The sequence below is a fragment of the Streptomyces venetus genome, assembly GCF_039540295.1.
GTDB classification, from domain to species: Bacteria; Actinomycetota; Actinomycetes; order Streptomycetales; family Streptomycetaceae; genus Streptomyces; species Streptomyces venetus.
The window spans coordinates 140,059-161,890 of record NZ_BAABET010000008.1; the positions used below are offsets into that span (position 1 = coordinate 140,059).

19 protein-coding genes are annotated in these 21,832 nt (G+C 71.2%); 8 read left to right on the forward strand and 11 right to left on the reverse strand.

Going from position 1 to position 21,832, the window contains the following annotated elements; genetic code table 11:
• Positions 1–9 precede the first annotated feature (9 nt).
• The 10 genes from sigJ to ABEA82_RS25875 form a co-directional block, all read right to left on the reverse strand.
• The gene (gene sigJ / locus ABEA82_RS25830) at positions 10–963 is read right to left on the reverse strand and encodes an RNA polymerase sigma factor SigJ (RefSeq protein ID WP_345664046.1); all 954 of its coding nucleotides are present in this window, start codon (positions 961–963) and stop codon (positions 10–12) included.
• The gene (locus ABEA82_RS25835) at positions 960–1,694 is read right to left on the reverse strand and encodes a PIG-L deacetylase family protein (protein ID WP_345664047.1); all 735 of its coding nucleotides are present in this window, start codon (positions 1,692–1,694) and stop codon (positions 960–962) included. The genes sigJ and ABEA82_RS25835 overlap by 4 nt, the downstream gene beginning before the upstream one ends.
• A gap of 68 nt (positions 1,695–1,762) precedes the next feature.
• Positions 1,763–3,064, reverse strand: coding sequence for an alpha/beta fold hydrolase (locus tag ABEA82_RS25840; protein WP_345664048.1), 1,302 nt, complete (start codon positions 3,062–3,064; stop codon positions 1,763–1,765).
• A gap of 115 nt (positions 3,065–3,179) precedes the next feature.
• Entirely contained in the window at positions 3,180–4,205 is a 1,026-nt protein-coding gene (locus ABEA82_RS25845) for a LacI family DNA-binding transcriptional regulator (protein WP_345664049.1), read from the reverse strand.
• A gap of 87 nt (positions 4,206–4,292) precedes the next feature.
• Positions 4,293–5,717 (reverse strand): BNR repeat-containing protein, encoded by a 1,425-nt coding sequence (locus tag ABEA82_RS25850; protein WP_345664050.1) that lies wholly within the window; start codon positions 5,715–5,717, stop codon positions 4,293–4,295.
• A 16-nt stretch (positions 5,718–5,733) separates the two neighbouring features.
• Positions 5,734–6,054 carry an L-rhamnose mutarotase gene (locus ABEA82_RS25855; RefSeq protein WP_345664051.1) on the reverse strand — a complete coding sequence of 107 codons (321 nt, stop codon included), beginning with the start codon at positions 6,052–6,054 and terminating at the stop codon, positions 5,734–5,736.
• Between the two features lie 17 nt (positions 6,055–6,071).
• Positions 6,072–7,154: a rhamnose ABC transporter substrate-binding protein gene (gene rhaS / locus ABEA82_RS25860; RefSeq protein ID WP_345664052.1), complete on the reverse strand. Its 1,083-nt coding sequence runs from the start codon at positions 7,152–7,154 to the stop codon at positions 6,072–6,074.
• A gap of 110 nt (positions 7,155–7,264) precedes the next feature.
• On the reverse strand, positions 7,265–8,242 hold the full coding sequence (locus ABEA82_RS25865; RefSeq protein ID WP_345664053.1) for an ABC transporter permease: 978 nt from the start codon (positions 8,240–8,242) through the stop codon (positions 7,265–7,267).
• Positions 8,235–9,275 (reverse strand): ABC transporter permease, encoded by a 1,041-nt coding sequence (locus ABEA82_RS25870; protein ID WP_345664054.1) that lies wholly within the window; start codon positions 9,273–9,275, stop codon positions 8,235–8,237. The genes ABEA82_RS25865 and ABEA82_RS25870 overlap by 8 nt, the downstream gene beginning before the upstream one ends.
• The gene (locus ABEA82_RS25875; protein WP_345664055.1) at positions 9,272–10,789 is read right to left on the reverse strand and encodes a sugar ABC transporter ATP-binding protein; all 1,518 of its coding nucleotides are present in this window, start codon (positions 10,787–10,789) and stop codon (positions 9,272–9,274) included. The genes ABEA82_RS25870 and ABEA82_RS25875 overlap by 4 nt, the downstream gene beginning before the upstream one ends.
• Positions 10,790–11,051: 262 nt before the next feature.
• On the opposite strand from ABEA82_RS25875, the gene rhaI reads away from it, so the two are divergent.
• From rhaI to ABEA82_RS25905, 6 genes are all read left to right on the forward strand, one after another.
• The gene (rhaI, locus tag ABEA82_RS25880; protein ID WP_345664056.1) at positions 11,052–12,212 is read left to right on the forward strand and encodes an L-rhamnose isomerase; all 1,161 of its coding nucleotides are present in this window, start codon (positions 11,052–11,054) and stop codon (positions 12,210–12,212) included.
• 109 nt (positions 12,213–12,321) lie between these two features.
• Positions 12,322–14,361 carry a bifunctional aldolase/short-chain dehydrogenase gene (locus ABEA82_RS25885; RefSeq protein WP_345664057.1) on the forward strand — a complete coding sequence of 680 codons (2,040 nt, stop codon included), beginning with the start codon at positions 12,322–12,324 and terminating at the stop codon, positions 14,359–14,361.
• On the forward strand, positions 14,358–15,806 hold the full coding sequence (locus ABEA82_RS25890) for a rhamnulokinase (protein ID WP_345664058.1): 1,449 nt from the start codon (positions 14,358–14,360) through the stop codon (positions 15,804–15,806). Before ABEA82_RS25885 ends, ABEA82_RS25890 begins: the two co-directional genes overlap by 4 nt.
• A gap of 70 nt (positions 15,807–15,876) precedes the next feature.
• Positions 15,877–16,632, forward strand: a complete 756-nt coding sequence (locus tag ABEA82_RS25895) for a (Fe-S)-binding protein (RefSeq protein WP_345664059.1) — start codon at positions 15,877–15,879, stop codon at positions 16,630–16,632.
• Positions 16,629–18,107, forward strand: a complete 1,479-nt coding sequence (locus ABEA82_RS25900) for a LutB/LldF family L-lactate oxidation iron-sulfur protein (protein WP_345664060.1) — start codon at positions 16,629–16,631, stop codon at positions 18,105–18,107. Before ABEA82_RS25895 ends, ABEA82_RS25900 begins: the two co-directional genes overlap by 4 nt.
• Positions 18,104–18,751: a LutC/YkgG family protein gene (locus ABEA82_RS25905; protein ID WP_345664061.1), complete on the forward strand. Its 648-nt coding sequence runs from the start codon at positions 18,104–18,106 to the stop codon at positions 18,749–18,751. The genes ABEA82_RS25900 and ABEA82_RS25905 overlap by 4 nt, the downstream gene beginning before the upstream one ends.
• Before the next feature lie 7 nt (positions 18,752–18,758).
• Here the strand turns inward: ABEA82_RS25905 and ABEA82_RS25910 are convergent, their stop codons facing one another.
• Positions 18,759–19,553 (reverse strand): SDR family NAD(P)-dependent oxidoreductase, encoded by a 795-nt coding sequence (locus ABEA82_RS25910; RefSeq protein ID WP_345664062.1) that lies wholly within the window; start codon positions 19,551–19,553, stop codon positions 18,759–18,761.
• A gap of 158 nt (positions 19,554–19,711) precedes the next feature.
• On the opposite strand from ABEA82_RS25910, the gene ABEA82_RS25915 reads away from it, so the two are divergent.
• Both ABEA82_RS25915 and ABEA82_RS25920 read left to right on the forward strand, forming a co-directional pair.
• The gene (locus tag ABEA82_RS25915; protein WP_345664063.1) at positions 19,712–20,497 is read left to right on the forward strand and encodes an ABC transporter ATP-binding protein; all 786 of its coding nucleotides are present in this window, start codon (positions 19,712–19,714) and stop codon (positions 20,495–20,497) included.
• Between the two features lie 3 nt (positions 20,498–20,500).
• The gene (locus ABEA82_RS25920) at positions 20,501–21,811 is read left to right on the forward strand and encodes an FtsX-like permease family protein (RefSeq protein ID WP_345664064.1); all 1,311 of its coding nucleotides are present in this window, start codon (positions 20,501–20,503) and stop codon (positions 21,809–21,811) included.
• Positions 21,812–21,832 lie beyond the last annotated feature (21 nt).

Sequence of the window (21,832 nt, forward strand, 5' to 3'; positions counted from 1 at the left end):
AACGAGAACTCACCGACGGGTGTCCGGCTCTGTCGGGCCGGGTGCCTCCAGGCGCTCCAGCCTCTCCGGGTCGGCCAGGATGTACATGCCGGTGATCCGGCCGTCGGTGATCGTGACCGCCATGACCGACCGGACGCGTCCCTCGGGCGCGTTGACCATGCCGACCGTGCCGTTGACCAGCACCAGCTCCGCGGACCGCGCGAACCGGGCGAACATGAGCGCCTGCTCCGCCACGGACTTCGCCCCCTGGACCACCTTGGACACGGCGGCGCCCCGCACCAGTTCGCCCGAGTCGGCCCGCAGCACCACGTCCGGGTGCAGGAGCCCGAGCAGGGCCTCGAAGTCCCCGGCGCGCGAGGCGGCCAGGAAGGCGTCGAGCACCTCTTTCTGCCGGCCGAGATCCGGCTCCGTCGACGGGGTGGCGCCGCGCACCCGCCGCCGGGCGCGGCTCGCCAGCTGCCGCGTCGCGGCCGGGGTGCGCTCCACGATGGGCGCGATGTCGTCGAACGGCACGGCGAACATGTCGTGCAGCACGAACGCGAGCCGCTCGTCGGGCGCCAGGTTCTCCAGCACGACCAGCAGGGCCAGGCCCACCGAGTCGGCCTGGAGCACCTCCTCGGCCGGGTCGAGGTGCGACAGCGGACTGAGCACGGGGTCGGGGACGAAGGCGTCGTAGGTGTCGTGGGTGCCGCCCACCGGCTCCTCGCGGCGCGCGGCGCGCGAGCGCAGCAGGTCCAGGCAGACGCGGCCGGTCACGGTGGTCAGCCAGCCGCCCAGGTTCTGGATCTCGTCCGGGTCCGTGCGGCTCAGCCGCAGCCAGGCCTCCTGGACGGCGTCCTCGGCCTCGGTCAGCGAACCGAGCATCCGGTAGGCCACCGCCCTCAGATGCCCGCGGTGCTTCTCGAACCGTTCGGCCAGTTCCTCGCTGCCGCTGCCGCTGCCTGTCATCGTCTCCCCCGTCATCTGCTGAACAGTTCGAACGCCACCGCGGGCCTGCCCCCGAAGCGCTGCCCCGTGTTCTCGGCGTGCTGGGTCAGGAAGCCGCGGACGTAGGTCTCGGGGTCCTCGTCGGTCAACCCCTCGATGTAGGTGCGGTGTTCCAGCAGCGACCGCACCGCGCGCTCCATGCCGGCCGTGGCGTCGACGGCATGGGTGGGCGTGCTGGAGCCGGCGACGGCGACCCAGCGCACGCCGTCCCAGGGTTCGAGGCCCTGCTCGACGAGCTCCCGGAAGATCCACCGGTTGCCGGCGTCACCGGCCGCGTCGAGGGTGGCGCGGCCGACGGCCACGTGGTCCGGGGTGTTCCAGGCGACGCCGCCCCAGGTGTCCCGGTGGTTGAGCGTGATGACCAGTTCGGGCCGGTGCCGGCGGATCGCCGCGGCGATGTCGCGGCGCAGGGCCGTGCCGTACTCGATGACACCGTCCCGGTGGTCGAGGAACTCCACCCCCGACACGCCGACCACGGCCGCACTCGCCCGCTGCTCCCGCTCCCGCAAGGGGCCGCACTCCTCCGGCGCCAGCGTGTCGATGCCCGCCTCGCCCCGGGTCGCCAGCACATAGGCGACCTCGCGGCCCTCGTCGGTCCAGGCCGCGATCGCCGCCGAGCAGCCGTACTCGAGGTCGTCCGGGTGGGCCACGACCGCGAGGGCACGCCTCCAGTCGGCGGGCATGGGCTGGAGTTGAGTGGTCGTCATGTCCGCAGACTAGTCCGCGCCACGGACAGCACGCCTCGTCGGCGCGGCATCACGCCTCGTCGGCGGCATCACGCCTCGTTCCGCGCCAGCGCCAGCAGCCGGTCGAGGACCCGGGAGCCGCCGGTGCGCACGCCGTCGTGCTCGAACTCGTCCGTGACCCAGGTGCGCAGGCCGCGGATCGTGCGGGCGGTGCGCAGGGAGTGGGCCGTGTCGACGTACATGTCGTCGTGGTAGACGGCGGCGGCGACCGGCACCGTGTTGGCCGCGAGGCGGGCCCGGTCGTACAGGGGTGTCCAGTCGGTGCGGGCGGCGAGCCGGTCGGCGGTCTCGCGCAGGGGGCGCAGGGCCGGGTCGCAGTCGAACATCCAGGGGTGGATCGACTCGCCCGTGAACAGCAGCGGCTCGTCTCCCGCGAGGGCCTTGGCGGCGTCGAACTGCGGGAACTCGGCCCGCACCCGCTCGGCCGACCAGGCGGTGGGCCGGGCGTCCTGGCCGTAGATCGACTCGTGGACGAGCGCGTACAGCGGGTGGCGGGCGTAGGACAGCAGGGACTGCGCCTGCTCCTGGAACGCGTCCGAGAGGGTGGAGCCGTGCGGGGTGCGGACGAAGGCGTCCTCGATGAGGTAGTGGAGGCGGTGGCTGCCGTCGCCGGTGCCGAGGACGATGCCGAGGGACTGGAAGGCCTCGACGGTGAGCCGGTAGCCGTTCGGCAGGACTACGTCGTGGTGAAGCAGATGGTCGGCGATGCGGCGAGCGCGTTCGACGTCCTGCGGGTAGCGGGCGTAGTGGGCGGCGACCTTGCGTTCGACCCGCGGGAAGGCGGCCCGGTAGACGTCGTCGGCGTGCGCGTCCAGGGCGGGCAGCCCGCCGGTGATCACGGCGGTGGCCAGTCCTTCGGGCGCGAGGGACAGGTAGGTGGTCAGGCAGAAACCGCCGAAGCTCTGGCCGAGGACGGTCCAGGGGGCGCCGCCGGTGACCTCCGCGCGAATGGCCTCGCAGTCCCGGACGATCGAGTCGGCGCGGAAGCGGGTGAGGTAGTCGGCCTGTTCGGCGGGGCCGCCGCGCAGCGGGAGCGTCTGCCGGTTGGCGGGTGTGCTGTGACCGGTGCCGCGCTGGTCGAGGAGCAGGACGCGGTACTCCTTCAGCGCGCGGCCGAGCCAGCCGGGCCTGCCGACGGAGCGGTCCGCGCCGAATCCGGGACCGCCCTGGAGGTAGAGCAGCCACGGCAGCTCCTGACGCGCCTTGTCGCTCGCGACGACCTCACGGGCGTAGAGCTCGATCGTCTCGCCCTCGGGGTGGTCGTGGTCGAGCGGGACGGTGAAGCGGCGGTCGGTGAGGACGACTCCGGGCTGGCGGTAGCTGACGGTCAACTGGGCTCCCGGGACGGACGGATTTTCGGACCGTGTCCCAGTTCATCACAGGGGACGTCCGCGGGTAGCCCGTTCGGATCATGAAATCTTCCTGAACGGCGGTTCAGCGCCGGGCTCAGCGCGCGGACAGGCTGGAGCGGCGGACCACCAGCTCCGGCTGGAGGACGACCCTGCGGTGTTCGTGCGGCCGTATCGCGTTCTCGGCCTCCGTCTCCTCCAGGAGCAGGTCGGCCGCCATGGCGCCCATGGTGACGGCGGGCTGGCGCACCGAGGTGAGTGGGACGGCCGCGGCAGCGGCGAACTCGATGTCGTCGTAGCCGACGATGGCCAGATCGTCGGGGACGCGGACACCGGCCGCGTACATGGCCTGGAGGACTCCGAGTGCGAGCAGGTCGTTGGCGCAGAACACGGCGGTCGGCCGGTCGGCGAGGCCGAGCAGCCGGGCTCCGGCGTCGCGGCCTGCGGCGACGTCCAGCCGTTCGGTGGGCAGCTCGCGCAGCGCGTCGGGCTCCAGCCCGGCCTCCGCGAGTGCTTCGAGGGCGCCGGTGCGCCGGTCGCGGACCTGGTTGAGGCCGGGCGGGCCGCTGACGTAGGCGAGGGAGCGGTGCCCGGCGTCGACGAGGTGGCGTACGGCCAGGGCGCCGCCCGCGACGTCGTCGACGGAGACGGAGCACTCGGTGGTGCCCTCGGCGACCCGGTCGACCAGGACGAACGGGATGCCGTGACGGCGGAACGCCTCGATGTTGCGGCCCGTCGCGTCGGCCGGGGTGAGCAGCACGCCGCGCACCCGCTGCTCGGCGAAGAGCGACAGGTACTCGGCCTCCTCGCCCGGGTTCTGGGCGCTGTTGCAGACCATCACGCCGAGTCCGGCCTGGCGTGCGGCGCGTTCGGCGCCGCGTGCCACGTCGACGAAGAAGGGGTTGCCCATGTCGAGGACGAGCAGCCCCATGATCCGGCTGCGGCCCGCACGCAGCTGGCGTGCGGACTCGCTGCGGACGTAGCCGAGCCGGTCTATCGCGGACAGCACGCGCGCCCGGGTCTCGGTGGCGACCGTGTCCGGGCGGTTGATCACGTTCGAGACCGTGCCGACGGAGACTCCGGCGGCACGGGCGACGTCCTTGATACCCACCGACTGGGCCATCGGGCAGGGACCTCCAGGGGGAGACGAGGGGGCGGCGGCCGGAGCGGCTTCACATTACCGGCATGCCGCCCCGGCGACCGGATCCGGTCAGGCGGGCAGGCGGAAGTCGATCACGTGGAGGGCCGAGGGCGTCGTGCCGCTGGACTTCTCCTGGTACATGAAGGACAGCACCCCGTCCTGGGCGACCCGCGTCTCGTCGATGACGACCTCGCCGAAGGCGCCCAGGCCGCTGCCGTCGAAGAGGATCTTCCAGTCCGTGTATCCGGAGGCGGCGGAGGCCCCGGCGATCCGGCCGAACGGGAAGATCGCGTACGCGTTGTCGTACGTGTCGAGGATCAGCTTGGTGCGCTGGCTGGAGTTCAGCGGGACCGGGATCTCGGTCTTCTGCCAGCTGCCCGAGGCGTTCCTGCGCAGGTGGAAGGCGCGGCCGTTCCTGGTCCGGTCGGCGACGTAGTCCGTGGTGCACTGCCCGAAGCGGCCGGGGACATAGGAGATGATCGCGTGCGGGCGGCCGGCGGAGTCCGTGAACTGGCTCTCCTGGTTCATCAGGGAGTGGTCCGGGTCGAGCGGGTCGACGACCAGTCCGGCGTCGGTCACGGACACCTTGTCGGAGCCGCCGGTGACGCCGACGACGGTACCGGCGTCGTTGCGCCAGGTGCGGCCCCGGTCGTCGGAGTAGACGTAGCCGGTGTCGTGGTTGGTGATGCCGCCGCCGTCGCACATCACGGCACCGTTCTGCTCACGCCAGGTGAAGAAGGAGTGCAGGCGGCCGTTCCGGTCGTAGTCGATGCCGTGCAGGTACATGTTGCGGGCGGTCGAGGAGCCGTGCTCGCTGGTGTACGTGCCGGTGGCGGCGGACCACTCCCCCAGGCCGGTCCACTTGCTGCCGTCGTACTCGGCGAGCGCGTTGCGCCCGTTGCCGGAGACGGCGACGCGGTAGCTCAGCTGGAGCTTGCCGTCCGGGGTGGAGACGAACTGCGGGTAGGTGAACTGCGAGGTCGGCGCCAGCCCGTCCAGCGTGGACTGCGGTGCCCCGAAGCGACTGGAGGTCCAGCTCAGCCCGCCGGGGTTGTCCATCAGCCCGGCGACGGACTTGACGTAGGTGAAGCCGTCGCTGTGGGAGTCCATGTTGAGGTGCAGACGGCCGTCTACCTTGGAGACGCCCATGGAGATGACGTTGTGGGAGTCGTCGTAGCGCAGGGTGTGGCCGACCTTCACGGTGGACCAGGTGCTCGAGCCGAGGGAGCGGCGGCCGACGACGGCGCCCCGGTCGGCGGTGTACCAGACGGCGTACTGGTAGCCCTTGTAGGTCAGCAGGCCGTTCTTCTGGAACGCGTTGTTGTTGACCAGGCCGTCGTAGGACACGAAGAAGATCGCCTGGCTGTCGAGGGTGGTGGTGCCGGTCCGGGTGACGGAGGGACCGGGGTCGGCGGCCCGCGCGGTGCCGGAGGCGAGGCCGGGGGTCACCACGGCGCCGGCCAGTGCGGCGGCCAGCAGCGTACGTCTGTGCATCTCGTGGACTCCATCGTCATGCGAGGTGGAACACTTCCGTCAGCGGCTTCATGGCCTCGTCGGGCCGGGCGCCGTCCAGCGACTCGAAGAACGGCGCCATCTCCGCCTGCCAGCGGGCGTTGACGTCGGTGGCCTCCATGCCGGCCTGGGCGGCTGCGAAGTCCTCGGTCTCCAGGTAGCCGACGAGCAGTCCGTCCTCGCGCAGGAAGAGCGAGTAGTTGTGCCAGCCGGTCTCCGAGAGCGCCCGGAGCATCTCGGGCCACACGGCCGCGTGCCGCTGGCGGTACTCGTCGAGGCGGTCCGCCCTGACCTTCAGCAGAAAGCACACGCGCTGCATCAACAACCCTCCAGGAACTAGAAGTTGAACTGGTCGATGTTCTTGGCGTCGAACACGGTCGGCTTGCCGAGGCTGATCACGCCGTCCTTGCCGATGGTGTACTCGCCCATCGAACCCGCCTTGAAGGTCTCGCCCTCCTTGCCGGTGATCTGCCCGGAGGAAAGGGCGACGGCGGTACGGGCGGCCAGCTCGCCGAGCTTCGCCGGGTCCCACAGCTCGAACGCCTCGACGGTGCCGTTCTTGACGTACTTGCGCATGTCGTTCGGGGTGCCGAGGCCGGTCAGCTTGACCTTGCCCTTGTACTTCGAGCCGGACAGGTACTGGGCGGCGGCCTTGATGCCCACGGTGGTCGGGGAGATGATCCCCTTCAGGTTCGGGTACTCCTGGAGCAGGCCCTGGGTCTGCTGGAAGGACTGCTGGGCGTCGTCGTTGCCGTACGCGGTCTTCACCAGCTTCATGTTCTTGTACTCGGGCTTCTTCAGCTCGTCCTTCATGAACTCGATCCAGGTGTTCTGGTTCGTCGCCGTCTGCGCGGCGGACAGGATCGCGATCTCGCCCTTGTAGTCGATCTGCTTGGCGAGCAGCTGCACCTCGGTGCGGCCCAGGTCCTCGGCGGAGGCCTGCGAGACGAAGGCGTTGCGGCAGCCGGCCGTGGTGTCGGAGTCGTAGGTGACGACCTTGACGCCGTTCTTCATGGCCTGCTTCAGCGCGGTGCACAGGGCGCCCGGGTCCTGCGCGGACACGGCCATCGCGTCGACCTGCTGCTGGGTGAGCGTGTTGACGTAACTGACCTGCCCGGCGGTGTCGGTGGCGCTGGACGGCCCGACCTCCTTGTAATGGGAGCCGAGCTCCTTCAGTGCCTTCTCGCCGCCCTTGTCGGCGGAGGTGAAGTACGGGTTGTTGACCTGCTTGGGCAGGAACCCGACGGTGAGGCCCTTCTTGGTGGCGGCGTTCGGGTCGGCCTTGCCGGCGGTGGCGGCGGAGGCGCCTTCGTTCGCGACGTCCTTCTTGGTGGTGCCGCCGCAGGCGGTCAACGCGAGTGCGAGGGACGTGGCGGTGGCGAGGGCCGCACAGCTGCGGCGCAGGGTTGACTTACGCATGGCGGATTCCTTTGACGAAGGTGAGTGAGACGCGCCCTTGCTTTTTCGGGGCGCGGGGCTGTATCGATATGCGGCTCCGCCGCGTGGGCGCGACCAGCCACGACGAGCGGTCAGCCGGACGACGATTGAGCACGCACAACGGCGATCTGCCGAGCCACTCGCGGCCCCAGCACGGACAGCACCAGCAACACACCGGTCACGACGATCTGCGACTGCGCCGAGACGTCCTGGAGGCTCATCACGTTCTGCAACGCCCCCAGCAGGAACACCCCGGCGATCGCACCACCCAACGTGCCCTTGCCCCCGTCGAAGTCGATCCCTCCGAGCAACACGGCCGCCACGACGGACAGTTCGAGCCCCATCGCGTTGTCGTACCGCGCACTCGCGTAGTGCAGCGCCCAGAAGATCCCGGTCAGCGAGGCCATCAACCCGGTCACCGTGAACAGGATCAGCTTCTGCCGCCTCACCCGGATCCCGGCGAACCGCGCCGCCTCCTCACTCGCCCCGATCGCGAACAGCGACCGTCCGAACGGTGTGGCGTGCAGCGCGACCACGGCGATGGCGAGCAGGACGAGGAACGGCAGGAAGGCGTACGGAATGAAGGTGTCACCGAGCCGCCCGGCCGCGAAGTCCAGGTACTGCGAGGGGAAGTCGGTCACCGCGTCGGACCCGAGCACGATCTGCGCGACCCCCCGGTAGGCGGCGAGCGTGCCGATCGTGACGGCGAGGGACGGCAGCCCCAGCCGGGTCACCAGCAGCCCGTTGACCAGCCCGCACACCACGCCCAGCAGCAGGCAGATCGGGAGGATCGTCTCGATGGCCATGCCCTGGTTCCACAGCGCGCCCATCACGGCACCCGACAGACCGGCCGTCGAGGCGACCGACAGATCGATCTCCCCGGACACCACCAGCAGGGTCATCGGCAGGGCGATCAGCGCGATCGGCAGCGTGTTGCCGATCAGGAACGACAGGTTGAGCGCGTTGCCGAAGCCGTCGACGAAGCCGAAGGAGAACAACAGGACGACGACGAGGAGAGCGCCGACCACCGTGTCCCAGCGGACCGCTCGGCTCAGGGAGATGTCAGCCATGGCGGGCGTTCCTCTTCTTCAGGGCGGAGGCCACGCGCAGCGCGACGACCCGGTCGACCGCGATGGCGAGGATGAGCAGGATGCCGTTGATGGCGAGCACCCAGACGGAGCTGACGCCGAGGGCGGGCAGCACACTGTTGATGGAGGTCAGCAGGAGCGCTCCGAGCGCCGCGCCGTAGACGCTGCCGGAGCCGCCGGTGAAGACGACGCCGCCGACCACCACCGCGCTGACGACGGTGAGTTCGTAGCCGTTTCCGGTGCCGGAGTCGACGTTGCCGAAGCGGGCGAGGTACATCGCCCCGGCGAGTCCGGCGAGAGCGCCGCAGAAGGTGTACGCGGCGAGGATCCGCTTGCGGACGGGGATGCCGGCCAGGCGGGCGGCCTCCGGGTTGGAGCCGAGGGCGTACAGCTCGCGGCCGCTGACGAAGTGCTTGAGGTAGTAGGCGGTGGCGATGAGGACGGCCAGCGCGATCAGGGCGAGATACGGCACCGCCGAGACGCCCCCGGAGCCGAAGTCGACGAATCCGCCCGGCAGATCGGCCGCCGTGATCTGACGGGAGCCCACCCAGACGGAGTCGATGCCGCGGATGATGTAGAGCGTGCCGAGGGTGACGACGAGCGCGGGCACCTGGCCGAGGCTGACGAGCAGTCCGTTGAGCAGGCCGAAACCGATACCGAGCAGGACGGCCAGCACGATCGCCACGACCGGGTCACCACCGCCCTGGAGATACGTTCCGGCGGCGAAGGCGCTGATGCCCAGCGTGGATCCGACGGACAGGTCGACGTTGCGGGTGATGACGACGAGGGACTGGCCGGTGGCGACCAGCACCAGGATCGTCGCGTTCAGCAGCAGGTCCTTGATGCCCTGTTCGGAGAGGAACTCGCTGTTGCCGGCCTGGGTGACGGCGATCATCACCAGGAAGACGACCAGGATGGCGAGTTCACGCATCTTGAACACGCGGTCGACCAGCCGGGTGCCGCTCGACTTGGGCACGTCGGCCGCGGGGGCCTCTTGGGGGGCGACGACCGTCATGCGGCGGCCCTCCCGGTGGCTGCGGCCATCACGGTTTCCTCGGTGGCGTCGGAGCGAGGGATCTCGGCGGTGAGGCGGCCCTCGTGCATCACCAGCACGCGGTCGGCCATGCCGAGGATCTCGGGCAGGTCGGAGGAGATCATCAGGACGGCCACGCCGTCGGCGGCCAGCTGCGACAGCAGCCGGTGCACCTCGGCCTTGGTGCCGACGTCGATGCCCCGGGTCGGCTCGTCGACGATCAGCACCTTGGGGCCGGTGGCCAGCCACTTGGCGAGCACGACCTTCTGCTGGTTGCCGCCGGACAGGGTGTTGACGGTGTCGGCGATCCGGGCGTACTTGACCTGGAGCCGGACGGCCCAGTCGAGGGAGCGGCTGCGCTCGGCGCCGCGGTCCATCAGGCCCGCCCTCACGGTCGTACGCAGCCCGGTGAGCCCGATGTTCCGCTCGATGGACATGTCCATCACCAGGCCCTGGGCGCGCCGGTCCTCGGGGACCAGGGCGAGTCCGGCCGCCATGGCCGTGGAGGGGGCGCCGTTGGTCAGCTTCCGCCCGTCGACCTCCACCTCGCCGACGTCCCAGCGGTCGATGCCGAACACGGCCCGGGCGACCTCCGTACGCCCGGCGCCGACGAGTCCGGCCAGACCGACGATCTCTCCGTGGCGCACCTCGAAGGAGACGTCGGTGAAGACGCCCTCGCGGGTCAGCCGGCGCACGCTCAGGGCCGTTTCGCCCGGCCGCACGTCCTGCTTGGGGTAGAGCTCGTCGAGGTCGCGGCCGACCATGCGGCGCACCAGGTCGTCCTCGGTCATGCCCGCCAGCGGTTCGCTGCCGACCCGGGCGCCGTCCCGCAGGGTGGTGACGCGCCCGCAGATCTCGAAGATCTCCTCCAGCCGGTGGGAGATGAACAGCACGGCGGCGCCCTGTTCGCGCAGGGTGCGTACGACGCCGAAGAGGCGGGCGACCTCGCTGCCGGTCAGTGCGGCGGTCGGCTCGTCCATGATCAGGACGCGGGCGTCGAAGGAGAGGGCCTTGGCGATCTCGACGATCTGCTGGTCGGCGATGGACAGACCGCGGGCGGGCCGGTCGGGGTCGAGTTCGACACCGAGGCGCTTCATGAGGGCGGCGGTCGCGTTGTGTGTGGCCTTGTGGTCGATCCGGCCGAGGGCGCGGCGCGGCTGGCGGCCCATGTAGATGTTCTCGGCGATCGACAGATCGGGGAAGAGCGTGGGCTCCTGGTAGATCACGGCGATGCCGGCGTCACGGGCGTCACCGGGACCGTGGAAGGTGACGGGCGCACCGTCGAGCAGCACCTGGCCGGCGTCCGGCCGGTGCACCCCGGCGAGCGCCTTGATGAGGGTGGACTTGCCGGCGCCGTTCTCACCGGCGAGGGCGTGCACCTCCCCGGGGAACAGCTCCAGGGAGACGTCCCGTAGGGCGCGGACCGCGCCGAAGGACTTGGAGACGTCCCTCAGCGCCAGAACCGGGGCCGGACCCGTGGTGGACGGGTTGGTCATGGGGGCTCCTCGACGACACCGGCGGGACGACCCTCCCGGCGTCGTGAAAGGTTTCAACTGGGTTGCCGGGACGTTAGGCGGGCCGCGCATGTCACGTCAATGGGTGCCGGTCGAAAAAATTTCGAGGACAGTAGGTCACGCACTGGTCACGACAGACCGGCTCGGCCGGAGGGGTTGACACCCCTTCGGGGGCCCCATAGCTTCGCGTCCTGAATCGTTTCACTCAGTGGTCGTCACGACCCCATGCCTCAGGAGCCCAGACGTGACCGAGCTCGCCGCGGCGAAAACCGCTCTCAAGACACAGGCCGTCGAGACGCCGTCCTGGGCGTACGGGAACTCGGGCACCCGCTTCAAGGTGTTCGCGCAGGCGGGCGTGCCGCGCGATCCGTACGAGAAGCTGGACGACGCGGCGAAGGTGCACGAGTTCACCGGCGTGGCGCCGACCGTCGCGCTGCACATTCCGTGGGACAAGGTCGACGACTACGCGGCTTTGGCGAAGCACGCCGAGCAGCGGGGTGTGCGGCTGGGGGCGATCAACTCCAACACGTTCCAGGACGACGACTACAAGCTCGGGAGCATCTGCCATCCGGACGCGGTGGTGCGGCGCAAGGCCGTGGATCATCTGCTGGAGTGCGTCGACATCATGGACGCGACCGGGTCGCGCGATCTGAAGCTGTGGTTCGCCGACGGGACGAACTATCCGGGGCAGGACGACATCCGCGGGCGGCAGGACCGGCTCGCCGAGGGGCTCGCGGAGGTCTACGAGCGGCTGGGCGAGGGGCAGCGGATGCTGCTGGAGTACAAGTTCTTCGAGCCGGCGTTCTACGCGACGGACGTGCCGGACTGGGGTACCGCTTACGCCCACTGCCTGAAGCTCGGGCCGAAGGCGCAGGTCGTGGTCGACACCGGGCATCACGCGCCGGGGACCAACATCGAGTTCATCGTGGCGACGCTGCTGCGGGAGGGGAAGCTCGGGGGGTTCGACTTCAACTCGCGGTTCTACGCGGACGACGACCTGATGGTGGGGGCGGCGGATCCGTTCCAGCTGTTCCGGATCATGTACGAGGTGGTTCGGGGTGGGGGGTTCTCGCCCGAGGTCGCGTTCATGCTCGACCAGTGTCACAACATCGAGGCGAAGATTCCGGCGATCATCCGGTCGGTGATGAATGTGCAGGAGGCGACGGCGAAGGCGCTGCTGGTGGATGGTGACGCGTTGAGCGCGGCGCAGCGGGCCGGGGATGTGCTGGAGGCGAACGCCGTGGTGATGGACGCGTACAACACGGATGTGCGGCCGCTGCTGCGTGAGGTGCGGGAGGAGATGGGGTTGGACCCCGAGCCTGTTGCCGCGTACCGGCGGTCCGGGTGGGGCGAGAAGATCGTCGCCGAGCGGGTTGGGGGACAGCAGGCGGGGTGGGGTGCGTAAGCGTCTGCCGAGATCTGTTGTCTGCGGGGTGCGGGCCGGTTGTGGCTGGTCGCGCAGTTCCCCGCGCCCCTGAGGAACCTCACCCGCTCCCCTCCGAAAAGGAACCGTCATGGCACCCCATCCCGAGGCCGCTGCTCTGCTCGCTCGGTCGCATCGGCTCGGAGCCGATCCTCGTAACACCAACTACGCCGGCGGCAACGCCTCCGCCAAGGGCACCGAGACGGATCCCGTCACCGGGGGTGACGTGGAGCTGATGTGGGTCAAGGGGTCCGGTGGGGATCTCGGGACGTTGACCGAGGGCGGGCTGGCCGTGTTGCGGCTGGATCGGATGCGGGCGCTCGTCGACGTGTATCCGGGGGTCGAGCGTGAGGACGAGATGGTCGCCGCGTTCGACTACTGCCTGCACGGGAAGGGCGGGGCGGCTCCCTCCATCGACACCGCCATGCACGGGCTCGTCGACGCCGCGCATGTCGATCATCTGCACCCGGACTCCGGGATCGCGCTCGCCTGCGCCGCAGACGGGGAGAAGCTGACCGCCGAGTGTTTCGGGGACAGTGTCGTGTGGGTGCCGTGGCGGCGGCCCGGATTCCAGCTCGGGCTGGACATCGCCGCGGTCAAGGAGGCCAATCCGCAGGCCATCGGGTGCGTTCTCGGCGGACACGGGATCACCGCGTGGGGGGACACGTCCGAGGAGTGCGAGCGGAACTCGCTGCACATCATCCGGACCGCCGAGACGTTCCTCGCCGAGCGGGGGAAGCCCGAGCCCTTCGGGCCGGTGATCGAGGGGTACGCCGCGCTGAGCGCCGGTGAGCGCCGGGAGCGGGCCGCCGCGCTCGCGCCGTACGTCCGCGCCGTCGCCTCCCAGGACCTGCCCCAGGTCGGGCACTTCGACGACTCCGAGGTCGTGCTCGACTTCCTGGCGAGCGCCGAGCACCCGCGGCTCGCCGCGCTCGGCACCTCCTGCCCCGACCACTTCCTGCGGACCAAGGTCCGGCCGCTGGTGCTGGACCTGCCGCCGAGCGCTCCGCTCGACGAGGCCGTCGCCCGGCTCGAGGAGCTGCACGCCGCGTACCGCGAGGAGTACGCCGCCTACTACCAGCGGCACGCCGAGCCCGACTCCCCCGCCATGCGGGGCGCCGACCCCGCGATCGTCCTGGTCCCGGGCGTGGGCATGTTCTCCTTCGGCAAGGACAAGCAGACCGCCCGGGTCGCCGGGGAGTTCTACGTCAACGCCATCAACGTGATGCGGGGCGCCGAGGCGGTCTCGACGTACGCGCCGATCGAGGAGTCGGAGAAGTTCCGTATCGAGTACTGGGCGCTGGAGGAGGCGAAGCTCCAGCGGATGCCGAAGCCCAAGGCGCTCGCGACACGGGTCGCGTTCGTCACCGGCGCGGGCAGCGGGATCGGGAAGGCCATCGCGCACCGGCTCGTGGCCGAAGGGGCGTGCGTGGTCGTCGCGGACCTCGACGGTGGGAACGCGCAGGCCGTCGCCGAGGAGCTGGGCGGGCCCGACAAGGCCGTCGCCGTGACGGTGGACGTCACGTCCGAGGAGCAGATCGCCGAGGCGTTCCGGGCGGCCGTGCTGGCCTTCGGCGGGGTCGATCTCGTCGTCAACAACGCCGGTATCTCGATCTCCAAGCCGCTGCTGGAGACCTCCGCCAAGGACTGGGACCTCCAGCACGACATCATGGCGCGCGGGTCCTTCCTCGTGTCCCGGGAAGCGGCGCGGGTGATGATCGCGCAGAAGCTCGGCGGCGACATCGTCTACATCGCCTCGAAGAACGCCGTGTTCGCCGGACCCAACAACATCGCCTACTCGGCGACCAAGGCCGACCAGGCCCACCAGGTGCGGCTGCTCGCCGCCGAACTGGGCGAGCACGGGATCCGCGTCAACGGGGTCAATCCCGACGGTGTCGTGCGCGGGTCGGGGATCTTCGCCGGTGGCTGGGGGGCTCAGCGGGCCGCCGTGTACGGGGTCGAGGAGGAGAAGCTCGGTGAGTTCTACGCCCAGCGGACCATCCTCAAGCGTGAGGTGCTTCCGGAGCATGTCGCGGGTGCCGTCTTCGCCCTCACCGGCGGGGACCTGACCCACACCACCGGGCTGCACGTCCCGGTCGACGCCGGCGTCGCGGCCGCCTTCCTGCGATGAGCGCGGCCGTGAAGGCGTACGCCGCGGTCGACCTCGGCGCGTCCAGCGGGCGCGTCATGGTCGGCCGCGTCGGCCCCGACAGCCTGGAGCTGGCCGAGGCGCACCGCTTCCCGAACCGGCCGGTGCGGCTGCCCGAGGGGCTGCGCTGGGACGTCCTCGGTCTGTACGCGGGGGTGCTCGACGGGCTGCGGGCGGCCGGGCAGGTCGACTCCGTCGGCATCGACAGCTGGGCGGTGGACTACGGGCTGCTCGACACGGACGGGGCGCTGCTCGGCAACCCCGTGCATTACCGGGACTCCAGGACGGAGGGCGTCGCCGAGAAGGTGTGGGCGACGCTGCCGGCGGAGGAGCTGTACGCGGCGACCGGCTTGCAGTACGCGCCCTTCAACACGCTGTACCAGCTGACGGCGGCGCGAGCTTCGGCCCAGCTGGCCCAGGCCCAGCGGCTGTTGCTGATGCCGGACCTGCTGACGTACTGGCTGACGGGTGAGCAGGGCACGGAGCTGACCAACGCCTCGACCACCCAGCTGATCGATCCGCGCACGCGGGACTGGGCCCACGGGGTGGCGGAACGGCTGGGCATCGATCTCGGGCTGTTCGCGCCGCTCAGGCAGCCCGGTGATCCGGCGGGTGTGCTGCGGGACGCGGTGCTGGAGGAGACCGGGCTCGCCGGGCCCGTGCCGGTGACGACGGTCGGGTCGCACGACACCGCCTCGGCCGTCGCCGCCGTGCCCGCGTCGGGCGAGCGGTTCGCCTACATCTGCACGGGCACCTGGTCCCTGGCCGGCCTTGAGCTGGACGCGCCGGTGCTGACGGAGGAGAGCCGGGAGGCCAACTTCACCAACGAGCTGGGGCTGGACGGCACGGTCCGCTACCTGCGCAACATCATGGGGCTGTGGCTGCTCCAGGAGTGTGTGCGGGCCTGGGACGGGACGGACCTGGGGGCGCTGCTGCTGGAGGCCTCCAAGGTGCCGGCGTTGCGGTCGGTGGTCGACGCGGGTGACGCGGCGTTCCTCGCGCCGGGGCGGATGCCCGAGCGGATCGCCGAGGCGTGCCGGGACTCGGGGCAGCCCGTGCCCCGCTCGCCGGCCGAGGTGACGCGCTGCATCCTCGACTCCCTCGCCCTCGCCCACCGCCGGGCGGTCCTGGACGCGCAGCGGCTCGCCGGGCATCCGGTCGACGTGGTGCACGTGGTGGGCGGCGGTACGCGCAACGCGCTGCTGTGCCAGCTGACCGCCGACGCGTGCGGGCTGCCCGTGGTGGCGGGCCCGACGGAGGCGGCGGCCCTCGGGAACGTGCTCGTGCAGGCGCGGGCGCACGGCCTGGTCGGTGACCTGGCCGGGATGCGGGAGCTGCTCGTGCGGACACAGCCGCTCACCCGGTACGAGCCGCGGGCCGGGACCGAGCGGTGGCGCGCCGCGCAGGCCCGGCTCGCTCGGGACTGATGGGGTCTCCCCCGGGCGTGCCGCCCGGACTACGCTGCACTCATCCGATGATCGACCACAAGGAGCCGCGATGCGTGTCGCCCTGTTCCTGACCTGCGTCAACGACACGCTGTATCCGGACACCGGGCGCGCCGTGGTGAAACTGCTGACCAGACTGGGCGTCGACGTCGACTTCCCGATGGCGCAGACCTGCTGCGGACAGGCGCACTACAACACCGGATACCGGCACGAGGCCGAACCGCTCGCCCGCCATTTCTCCGATGTCTTCGGTGAGTACGAGGCGATCGTGACGCCGTCCGGGTCCTGCGGGGCGATGGTGCGGGAGCTGTATCCGCGGATGGGTGAGCGGGCCCGGGCCGAGGGGCGTGGGGACACTCTGGCCGCCACCCTGGCGCCGGTGGTGCCGAAGACGTACGAGCTCACGGAGTTCCTGGTGGACGTGGTGGGCGTGACGGACGTCGGGGCGTACTACCCGCACACGGTGACGTACCACCCGACCTGCCACGGGCTGCGCGGACTCGGGCTGGGCGACCGGCCGCGGCGGCTGCTCCGAGCCGTGAAGGGGCTGGAGCTGGTCGAGCTGCCGGGGGCCGACGAGTGCTGCGGGTTCGGCGGCACCTTCGCGCTGAAGAACTCCGATGTGTCGGCGGCGATGGGGGCCGACAAGGTGCGCAACGCCGAGTCGACGGGCGCCGAGGTGCTGTGCGCGGCCGACAACTCCTGTCTGATGCACATCGGCGGGACGATGGCCCGGCTGCGGACCGGCATGCGGCCGGTGCACATCGCGGAGATCCTGGCGAGCACGGAGGAGGAACCGGCCGTATGAGCGGGACGTATCTCGGGATGCCGGCGTTTCCGGAGGCCGCGCGGGAGGCGGTGGCCGACCGGACCCTGCGGGGCAATCTGCGGCATGCCACGCACACCATCCGCGCCAAGCGGGCCAAGGCCGTGACGGAGCTGTCCGACTGGGCCGAGCTGCGCGAGGCCGGCAAGCGGATCAAGGACCACACGCTGCGTCATCTCGACCGCTGTCTGGTGCGGTTGGAGGAGTCGGTCACGGCGGCGGGCGGCGTCGTGCACTGGGCCGCCGACGCGGCCGAGGCCAACGAGATCGTCACCGAACTCGTCAAGGCGACAGGCGAGTCGGAGGTCGTCAAGGTCAAGTCGATGGCCACGCAGGAGATCGGGCTCAACGAGGCGCTGGAGGCCGCGGGCATCCGCGCCTACGAGACGGATCTCGCCGAGCTGATCGTGCAGTTGGGCAAGGACCGGCCCTCGCACATCCTCGTCCCCGCCATCCACCGCAACCGGGGCGAGATCCGGGACATCTTCCGGTCCGAGATGGGCGAGTGGGGCCGCCCGGCCCCCGAAGGCCTCACCGACACACCCGCCGCACTCGCCGAGGCGGCGCGGCTGCACCTGCGGGAGAAGTTCCTGCGCGCCAAGGTCGGCATCTCGGGCGCCAACTTCATGGTCGCCGAGACGGGCACGATGGTGGTCGTGGAGTCGGAGGGCAACGGCCGGATGTGCCTGACCCTGCCCGAGACGCTGATCTCGGTGGTCGGCATCGAGAAGATCGTGCCGACGTGGCGGGACCTGGAGGTGTTCCTCCAGACACTCCCCCGCTCGTCGACGGCCGAGCGCATGAACCCCTACACCTCGACCTGGACGGGCACGACGGACCAGGACGGACCCGGCACGTTCCATCTCGTGCTGCTGGACAACGGCCGCAGCGACACCCTCGCCGACGAGGTCGGCCGGCAGGCGCTGCGCTGCATCCGCTGCTCGGCGTGTCTCAACGTGTGCCCGGTGTACGAGCGGGCCGGCGGCCATGCCTACGGCTCGGTGTACCCGGGTCCGATCGGCGCGATCCTCAGCCCTCAACTGCGGGGGACGGGCAGCGAGATCGACGCGTCGCTGCCGTACGCGTCCTCGCTGTGCGGGGCGTGCTACGAGGTGTGCCCGGTCGCCATCGACATCCCCGAGGTGCTGGTGCACCTGAGGGAACGGGTCGTTCAGGGCGGCGAGGCCACCCGGGCGGGCAACAAGGTGGTGCTGCGGCCGGCGAAGGGGCATGCCGCGGAGCGGGCGGCGATGCGCGCGGCGCGCTGGGCGTTCACACACCCGGGCGCGCTGCGCACCGGCCAGCGCGCGGCCTCCCGGACCCGGCGCTTCCATCCCCGTACGCTGCCGGGCCCCGGCAGGGCGTGGAGCGGGTCGCGTGATCTGCCGCCGGTGCCCGCCGAGCCCTTCCGGGACTGGTGGCAGCGCACCCGCGGCCAGAAGGGCGGTGACAGGTGAACAGCAGGGAGCGGATCCTGGGCCGGGTACGCCGGGCCCTGGCTGACGTGCCGCGGGACGACCCGCCGTACGAGCGGGCGGTGTCGCGTGACTATGCGCGCGAGCACGGGAACCGGAGTGTCGCGGAGACGGTGGACCTGCTGGCCGAGAACCTGGCGGACTACCGGGCGATCGTGCACCGGACGGACGGCGAGGGGCTGGCGGGGCTGATCGCGGGGCTGCTGGAGAAGCGCGGATCGGCTTCGGTGCTGGTACCGCCCGGGCTGGACGAGGGGTGGCTGGCGGCGACCGGGGTGCCCCGGGTGGCGGACCGGGCGGAGAGCACTCCGCACGAACTCGACCGGGTGGACAGCGTGGTGACGGCCTGCGCGGTCGCGATCGCCGAGACCGGCACGATCGTGCTGGACGGCTCGCCCGACCAGGGGCGGCGCCGGATCACTCTCGTCCCGGACCATCACGTCTGTGTCGTGCGGGTCCCCTCCCAGGTGGTGTCGTCGGTGCCGCAGGGGCTCGAACGCCTCGACCCGGCACGCCCGTTGACATGGATCTCCGGACCGTCGGCCACCAGTGACATCGAGCTGGACCGGGTCGAGGGGGTGCACGGTCCGCGCACGCTGGAGGTGATCCTGGTCAGCGAGGACTGACCAGGACTTAAGGCAGGATCGAGTCGACGTATCCGCCGTCGACGCGCAGGGCGCCGCCGGTGGTCGCCGACGCCTGGTCGGAGCTGAGGTAGACGACCATGTGGGCGATCTCCTCCGGTTCGATCAGCCGCTGGAGCAGGGACTGCGGCCGGTGCTGCCGCATGAAGGCGCGCTGGGCCTCGTCCCAGGGGAGGTCTCGGCCGACGAGCTGGTGGACGAAGTCCTCGACGCCGCCCGTGTGGGTCGGCCCGGCGATGACGGAGTTCACCGTGACGCCGGTGCCGGCCGCCTGCTTGGCGAAGCCGCGGCTCACCGCGAGCAGGGCGGTCTTCGACATGCCGTAGTGGATCATCTCGGCGGGGATGACGACCGCCGAGTCGCTGGCGATGTACTGGACGCGTCCCCAGCCGCGTTCGGTCATGCCGGGCAGGACGAGCCGGGTCAGCCGCACGGCGGACAGGACGTTCACGTCGAAGTAGCGCCGCCACTCCTCGTCGCTGATCGTCAGGGGATCAGCGGCCTCGAAGACGCCGAGATTGTTCACGAGGACGTCCACCTGCCCCAGGGAGTCCACCGCCTGTCCCGCGCCCTCCTCGGTGGTCACGTCGGCGGCCACGGGGACGAGGTCGGCGCCGGGCGCCTCGCCGCGCATCCGTTCCACGGCGTCCCGCACCCGTTGCGGCGAGCGGCCGTTGACACCCACCCGGGCGCCCGCCCGGGCCAGGCCGGCGGCGATCGCGGCGCCGATGCCCTGGGTGGAGCCGGTCACCAGAGCGGTGCGGCCCTTCAGATCGATCTGCATGCCCTGTCAGCCCTTTCCGTACGGGAGGGCCCGGGTACCCACGGGGTGTCGCTGAGTACACCCCCCGATACGGGTTCTGCGGCCAGTGTGGCCGGGTTCCCCTCTCCGTAGCGTCGAGGCGAGACACAGGGCGTGTCGGACGAAGGGGGACGACGACGATGTTCCGCACCGGCTCACGACAGGACCAGGACCCGGGGCCCTCCCCGGAAGCGCTGCGGCTGGTCAAGGTCACCAGGACGTACGGGAGCGCCGACAGTGCCGTGACCGCTCTGGACGCGGTGACGATCGAGCTGAGGCGTGGCACGTTCACGGCGGTGATGGGGCCGTCCGGTTCCGGCAAGTCGACACTGTTGCAGTGCGCGGCGGGCCTGGACCGGCCCGACAGCGGGATCGTGCGGGTCGACGGCACGGAACTGACGGGCGGCGGGGAGGCGGAGCTGACGAAGTTCCGGCGCGGCCGGATCGGGTTCGTGTTCCAGCAGTACAACCTGCTGGAGACGCTGACCGTCGCGCAGAACACGGTGCTGCCGCTGAAGCTGGCCGGGCGGCGTGTGGACCGGCGGCGGGTGCGGGAGGTGCTGACGGCCGTGGGCCTCGGCGACCGGCTCGGGCACCGGCCCCACCAGCTCTCGGGCGGTCAGCGGCAGCGGGTGGCGATCGCCCGGGCGCTGGTCACCGAGCCGCGGGTGATCTTCGCGGACGAGCCGACCGGCGCGCTGGACACCCGCAGCGCACGGGAGGTGCTGCGGCTGCTCCAGCAGGCGGTGCGGGTGCACGGCCGCACGGTGGTGATGGTGACGCACGACCCGGTCGCCGCCTCGTACGCCGACACGGTGCTGTTTCTCGCGGACGGGCGGCTCGCGGGCCGGATGGACGACCCGACGGCGGACGCGGTCGCGGAGCGGCTGGCCCACCTGGGCGACGACGCGCGGGCGGGGGTGTGAGCCGTGTTCGTTCTCGCGATGCGGTCGATTCGGCAACGGCCGGGGCGGTTCCTCGCGACCGTGCTGTCCGCGTTCCTGGGCGCGGTGATCATCATGGCGTTCAACTCGATGCACGACACGGCCGGGCAGCCGGGCGTGGACTCGGTGAGCGAGGAGACCCTGACCACCGCCGCGGGCGTCGTCGGTGGTTACGGCACCCTGCTGGTGTTCTTCGCGATCGCCTCGACGCTGACGGTGAACGTCCGTCAGCGGGCCGCCGAACTGGAGCTGTTGCGGTGCTCGGGGGCGACTCCGGCGCAGATCAAGCGGATGGTGGTGGGTGAGGCGGTGGCCGTCGGCCTGGTGGCCGCCGTGGCGGCGATCGGTCCGGCGGTGCTCGCCGGCCGGGCGTTGCTGGCGGTGTTCCAGGACAGCGGCCAGGTCGCGCGGTCCGTCGGCCACTCCTTCGGTCCGGTGGCGTTGTCGAGCGGGGTCGGCGTCACCCTGTTCGCCGCCACGGGCGCGGCCTTCCTCGCCGTACGGCGTGCGACGGGCGGGGGCCGGCAGCGGGGCCGGGCGCGGACGGTCCTGGCCTACGCGGCTCTGGTGGCCGGTGCCGCGTCGGCGACCTCGACGTTCGTGTTCTCGGCGACGGACGCCGCGCTGATGGCGCCACCGGTGTACGGCGCGATCCTGCTGTCCCTCGGGTGTGCGCTGAAGGCACCGCGGCTGCTGGCGGGAGTGCTGGACCGGCTGCCGCTCACCGGCGCGAGCGGCTGGCTGGCGGTGCGCAACCTGCGCGAGCGGGCCGGGCAGCTCGCGGGGATCCTGATGTCGCTGATCCTGTTCACGGCGGTCGCCACGGCGACGCTGACCATGCAGGCGGTGGAGAGCGATGCCGTCGAGGCGTCCGGTGCGGTGAAGTCGGTCGACGCGAAGAACCTCGAGACGCTCAACTTCACGGTCGTCGGCATCATCGTGGTGTTCGTCTGCGTGATGCTGGTCAACTCGCTGTACGCGGCGACCAGTTACCGAGGCAGGGAGTTCGGGCAGCAGCGCCTCGCGGGGGCGACTCCCGGGCAGGTGCTGGGGGTGGTGGGCGTGGAGGGGCTGGTCCTGACGGTCACCGGCGTGTGCTTCGGCACGCTGACGGCCCTGGCCGGGATCATCCCGTTCACCGTGGTCCGCACCGACGGGGTGCTGCCGGACCAGGTGTTCGGCGTGTGGCTCCCGGTCGTGGGCATCGCCGCCGCGGTGACGCTGGGGACGGGACTGGCCACCGCCCGGCGGGTGCTGCGCACTCCCGCGGTGCGGGCGGTGGCCTCGGCCGCGTGACCGAGGGCAGTGAGGGGGGCG

Excerpts from the sequence above, each read along its gene's own strand:
- sigJ (WP_345664046.1), bottom strand. The coding sequence starts at position 963 with ATGACGGGGGAGACGATGACAGGCAGCGGCAGCGGCAGCGAGGAACTG.
- ABEA82_RS25835 (WP_345664047.1), bottom strand. The coding sequence starts at position 1,694 with ATGACGACCACTCAACTCCAGCCCATGCCCGCCGACTGGAGGCGTGCC.
- ABEA82_RS25845 (WP_345664049.1), bottom strand. The coding sequence starts at position 4,205 with ATGGCCCAGTCGGTGGGTATCAAGGACGTCGCCCGTGCCGCCGGAGTC.
- ABEA82_RS25850 (WP_345664050.1), bottom strand. The coding sequence starts at position 5,717 with ATGCACAGACGTACGCTGCTGGCCGCCGCACTGGCCGGCGCCGTGGTG.
- ABEA82_RS25855 (WP_345664051.1), bottom strand. The coding sequence starts at position 6,054 with ATGCAGCGCGTGTGCTTTCTGCTGAAGGTCAGGGCGGACCGCCTCGAC.
- rhaS (WP_345664052.1), bottom strand. The coding sequence starts at position 7,154 with ATGCGTAAGTCAACCCTGCGCCGCAGCTGTGCGGCCCTCGCCACCGCC.
- ABEA82_RS25865 (WP_345664053.1), bottom strand. The coding sequence starts at position 8,242 with ATGGCTGACATCTCCCTGAGCCGAGCGGTCCGCTGGGACACGGTGGTC.
- ABEA82_RS25870 (WP_345664054.1), bottom strand. The coding sequence starts at position 9,275 with ATGACGGTCGTCGCCCCCCAAGAGGCCCCCGCGGCCGACGTGCCCAAG.
- ABEA82_RS25875 (WP_345664055.1), bottom strand. The coding sequence starts at position 10,789 with ATGACCAACCCGTCCACCACGGGTCCGGCCCCGGTTCTGGCGCTGAGG.
- ABEA82_RS25885 (WP_345664057.1), top strand. The coding sequence starts at position 12,322 with ATGGCACCCCATCCCGAGGCCGCTGCTCTGCTCGCTCGGTCGCATCGG.
- ABEA82_RS25890 (WP_345664058.1), top strand. The coding sequence starts at position 14,358 with ATGAGCGCGGCCGTGAAGGCGTACGCCGCGGTCGACCTCGGCGCGTCC.
- ABEA82_RS25895 (WP_345664059.1), top strand. The coding sequence starts at position 15,877 with ATGCGTGTCGCCCTGTTCCTGACCTGCGTCAACGACACGCTGTATCCG.
- ABEA82_RS25900 (WP_345664060.1), top strand. The coding sequence starts at position 16,629 with ATGAGCGGGACGTATCTCGGGATGCCGGCGTTTCCGGAGGCCGCGCGG.
- ABEA82_RS25910 (WP_345664062.1), bottom strand. The coding sequence starts at position 19,553 with ATGCAGATCGATCTGAAGGGCCGCACCGCTCTGGTGACCGGCTCCACC.
- ABEA82_RS25915 (WP_345664063.1), top strand. The coding sequence starts at position 19,712 with ATGTTCCGCACCGGCTCACGACAGGACCAGGACCCGGGGCCCTCCCCG.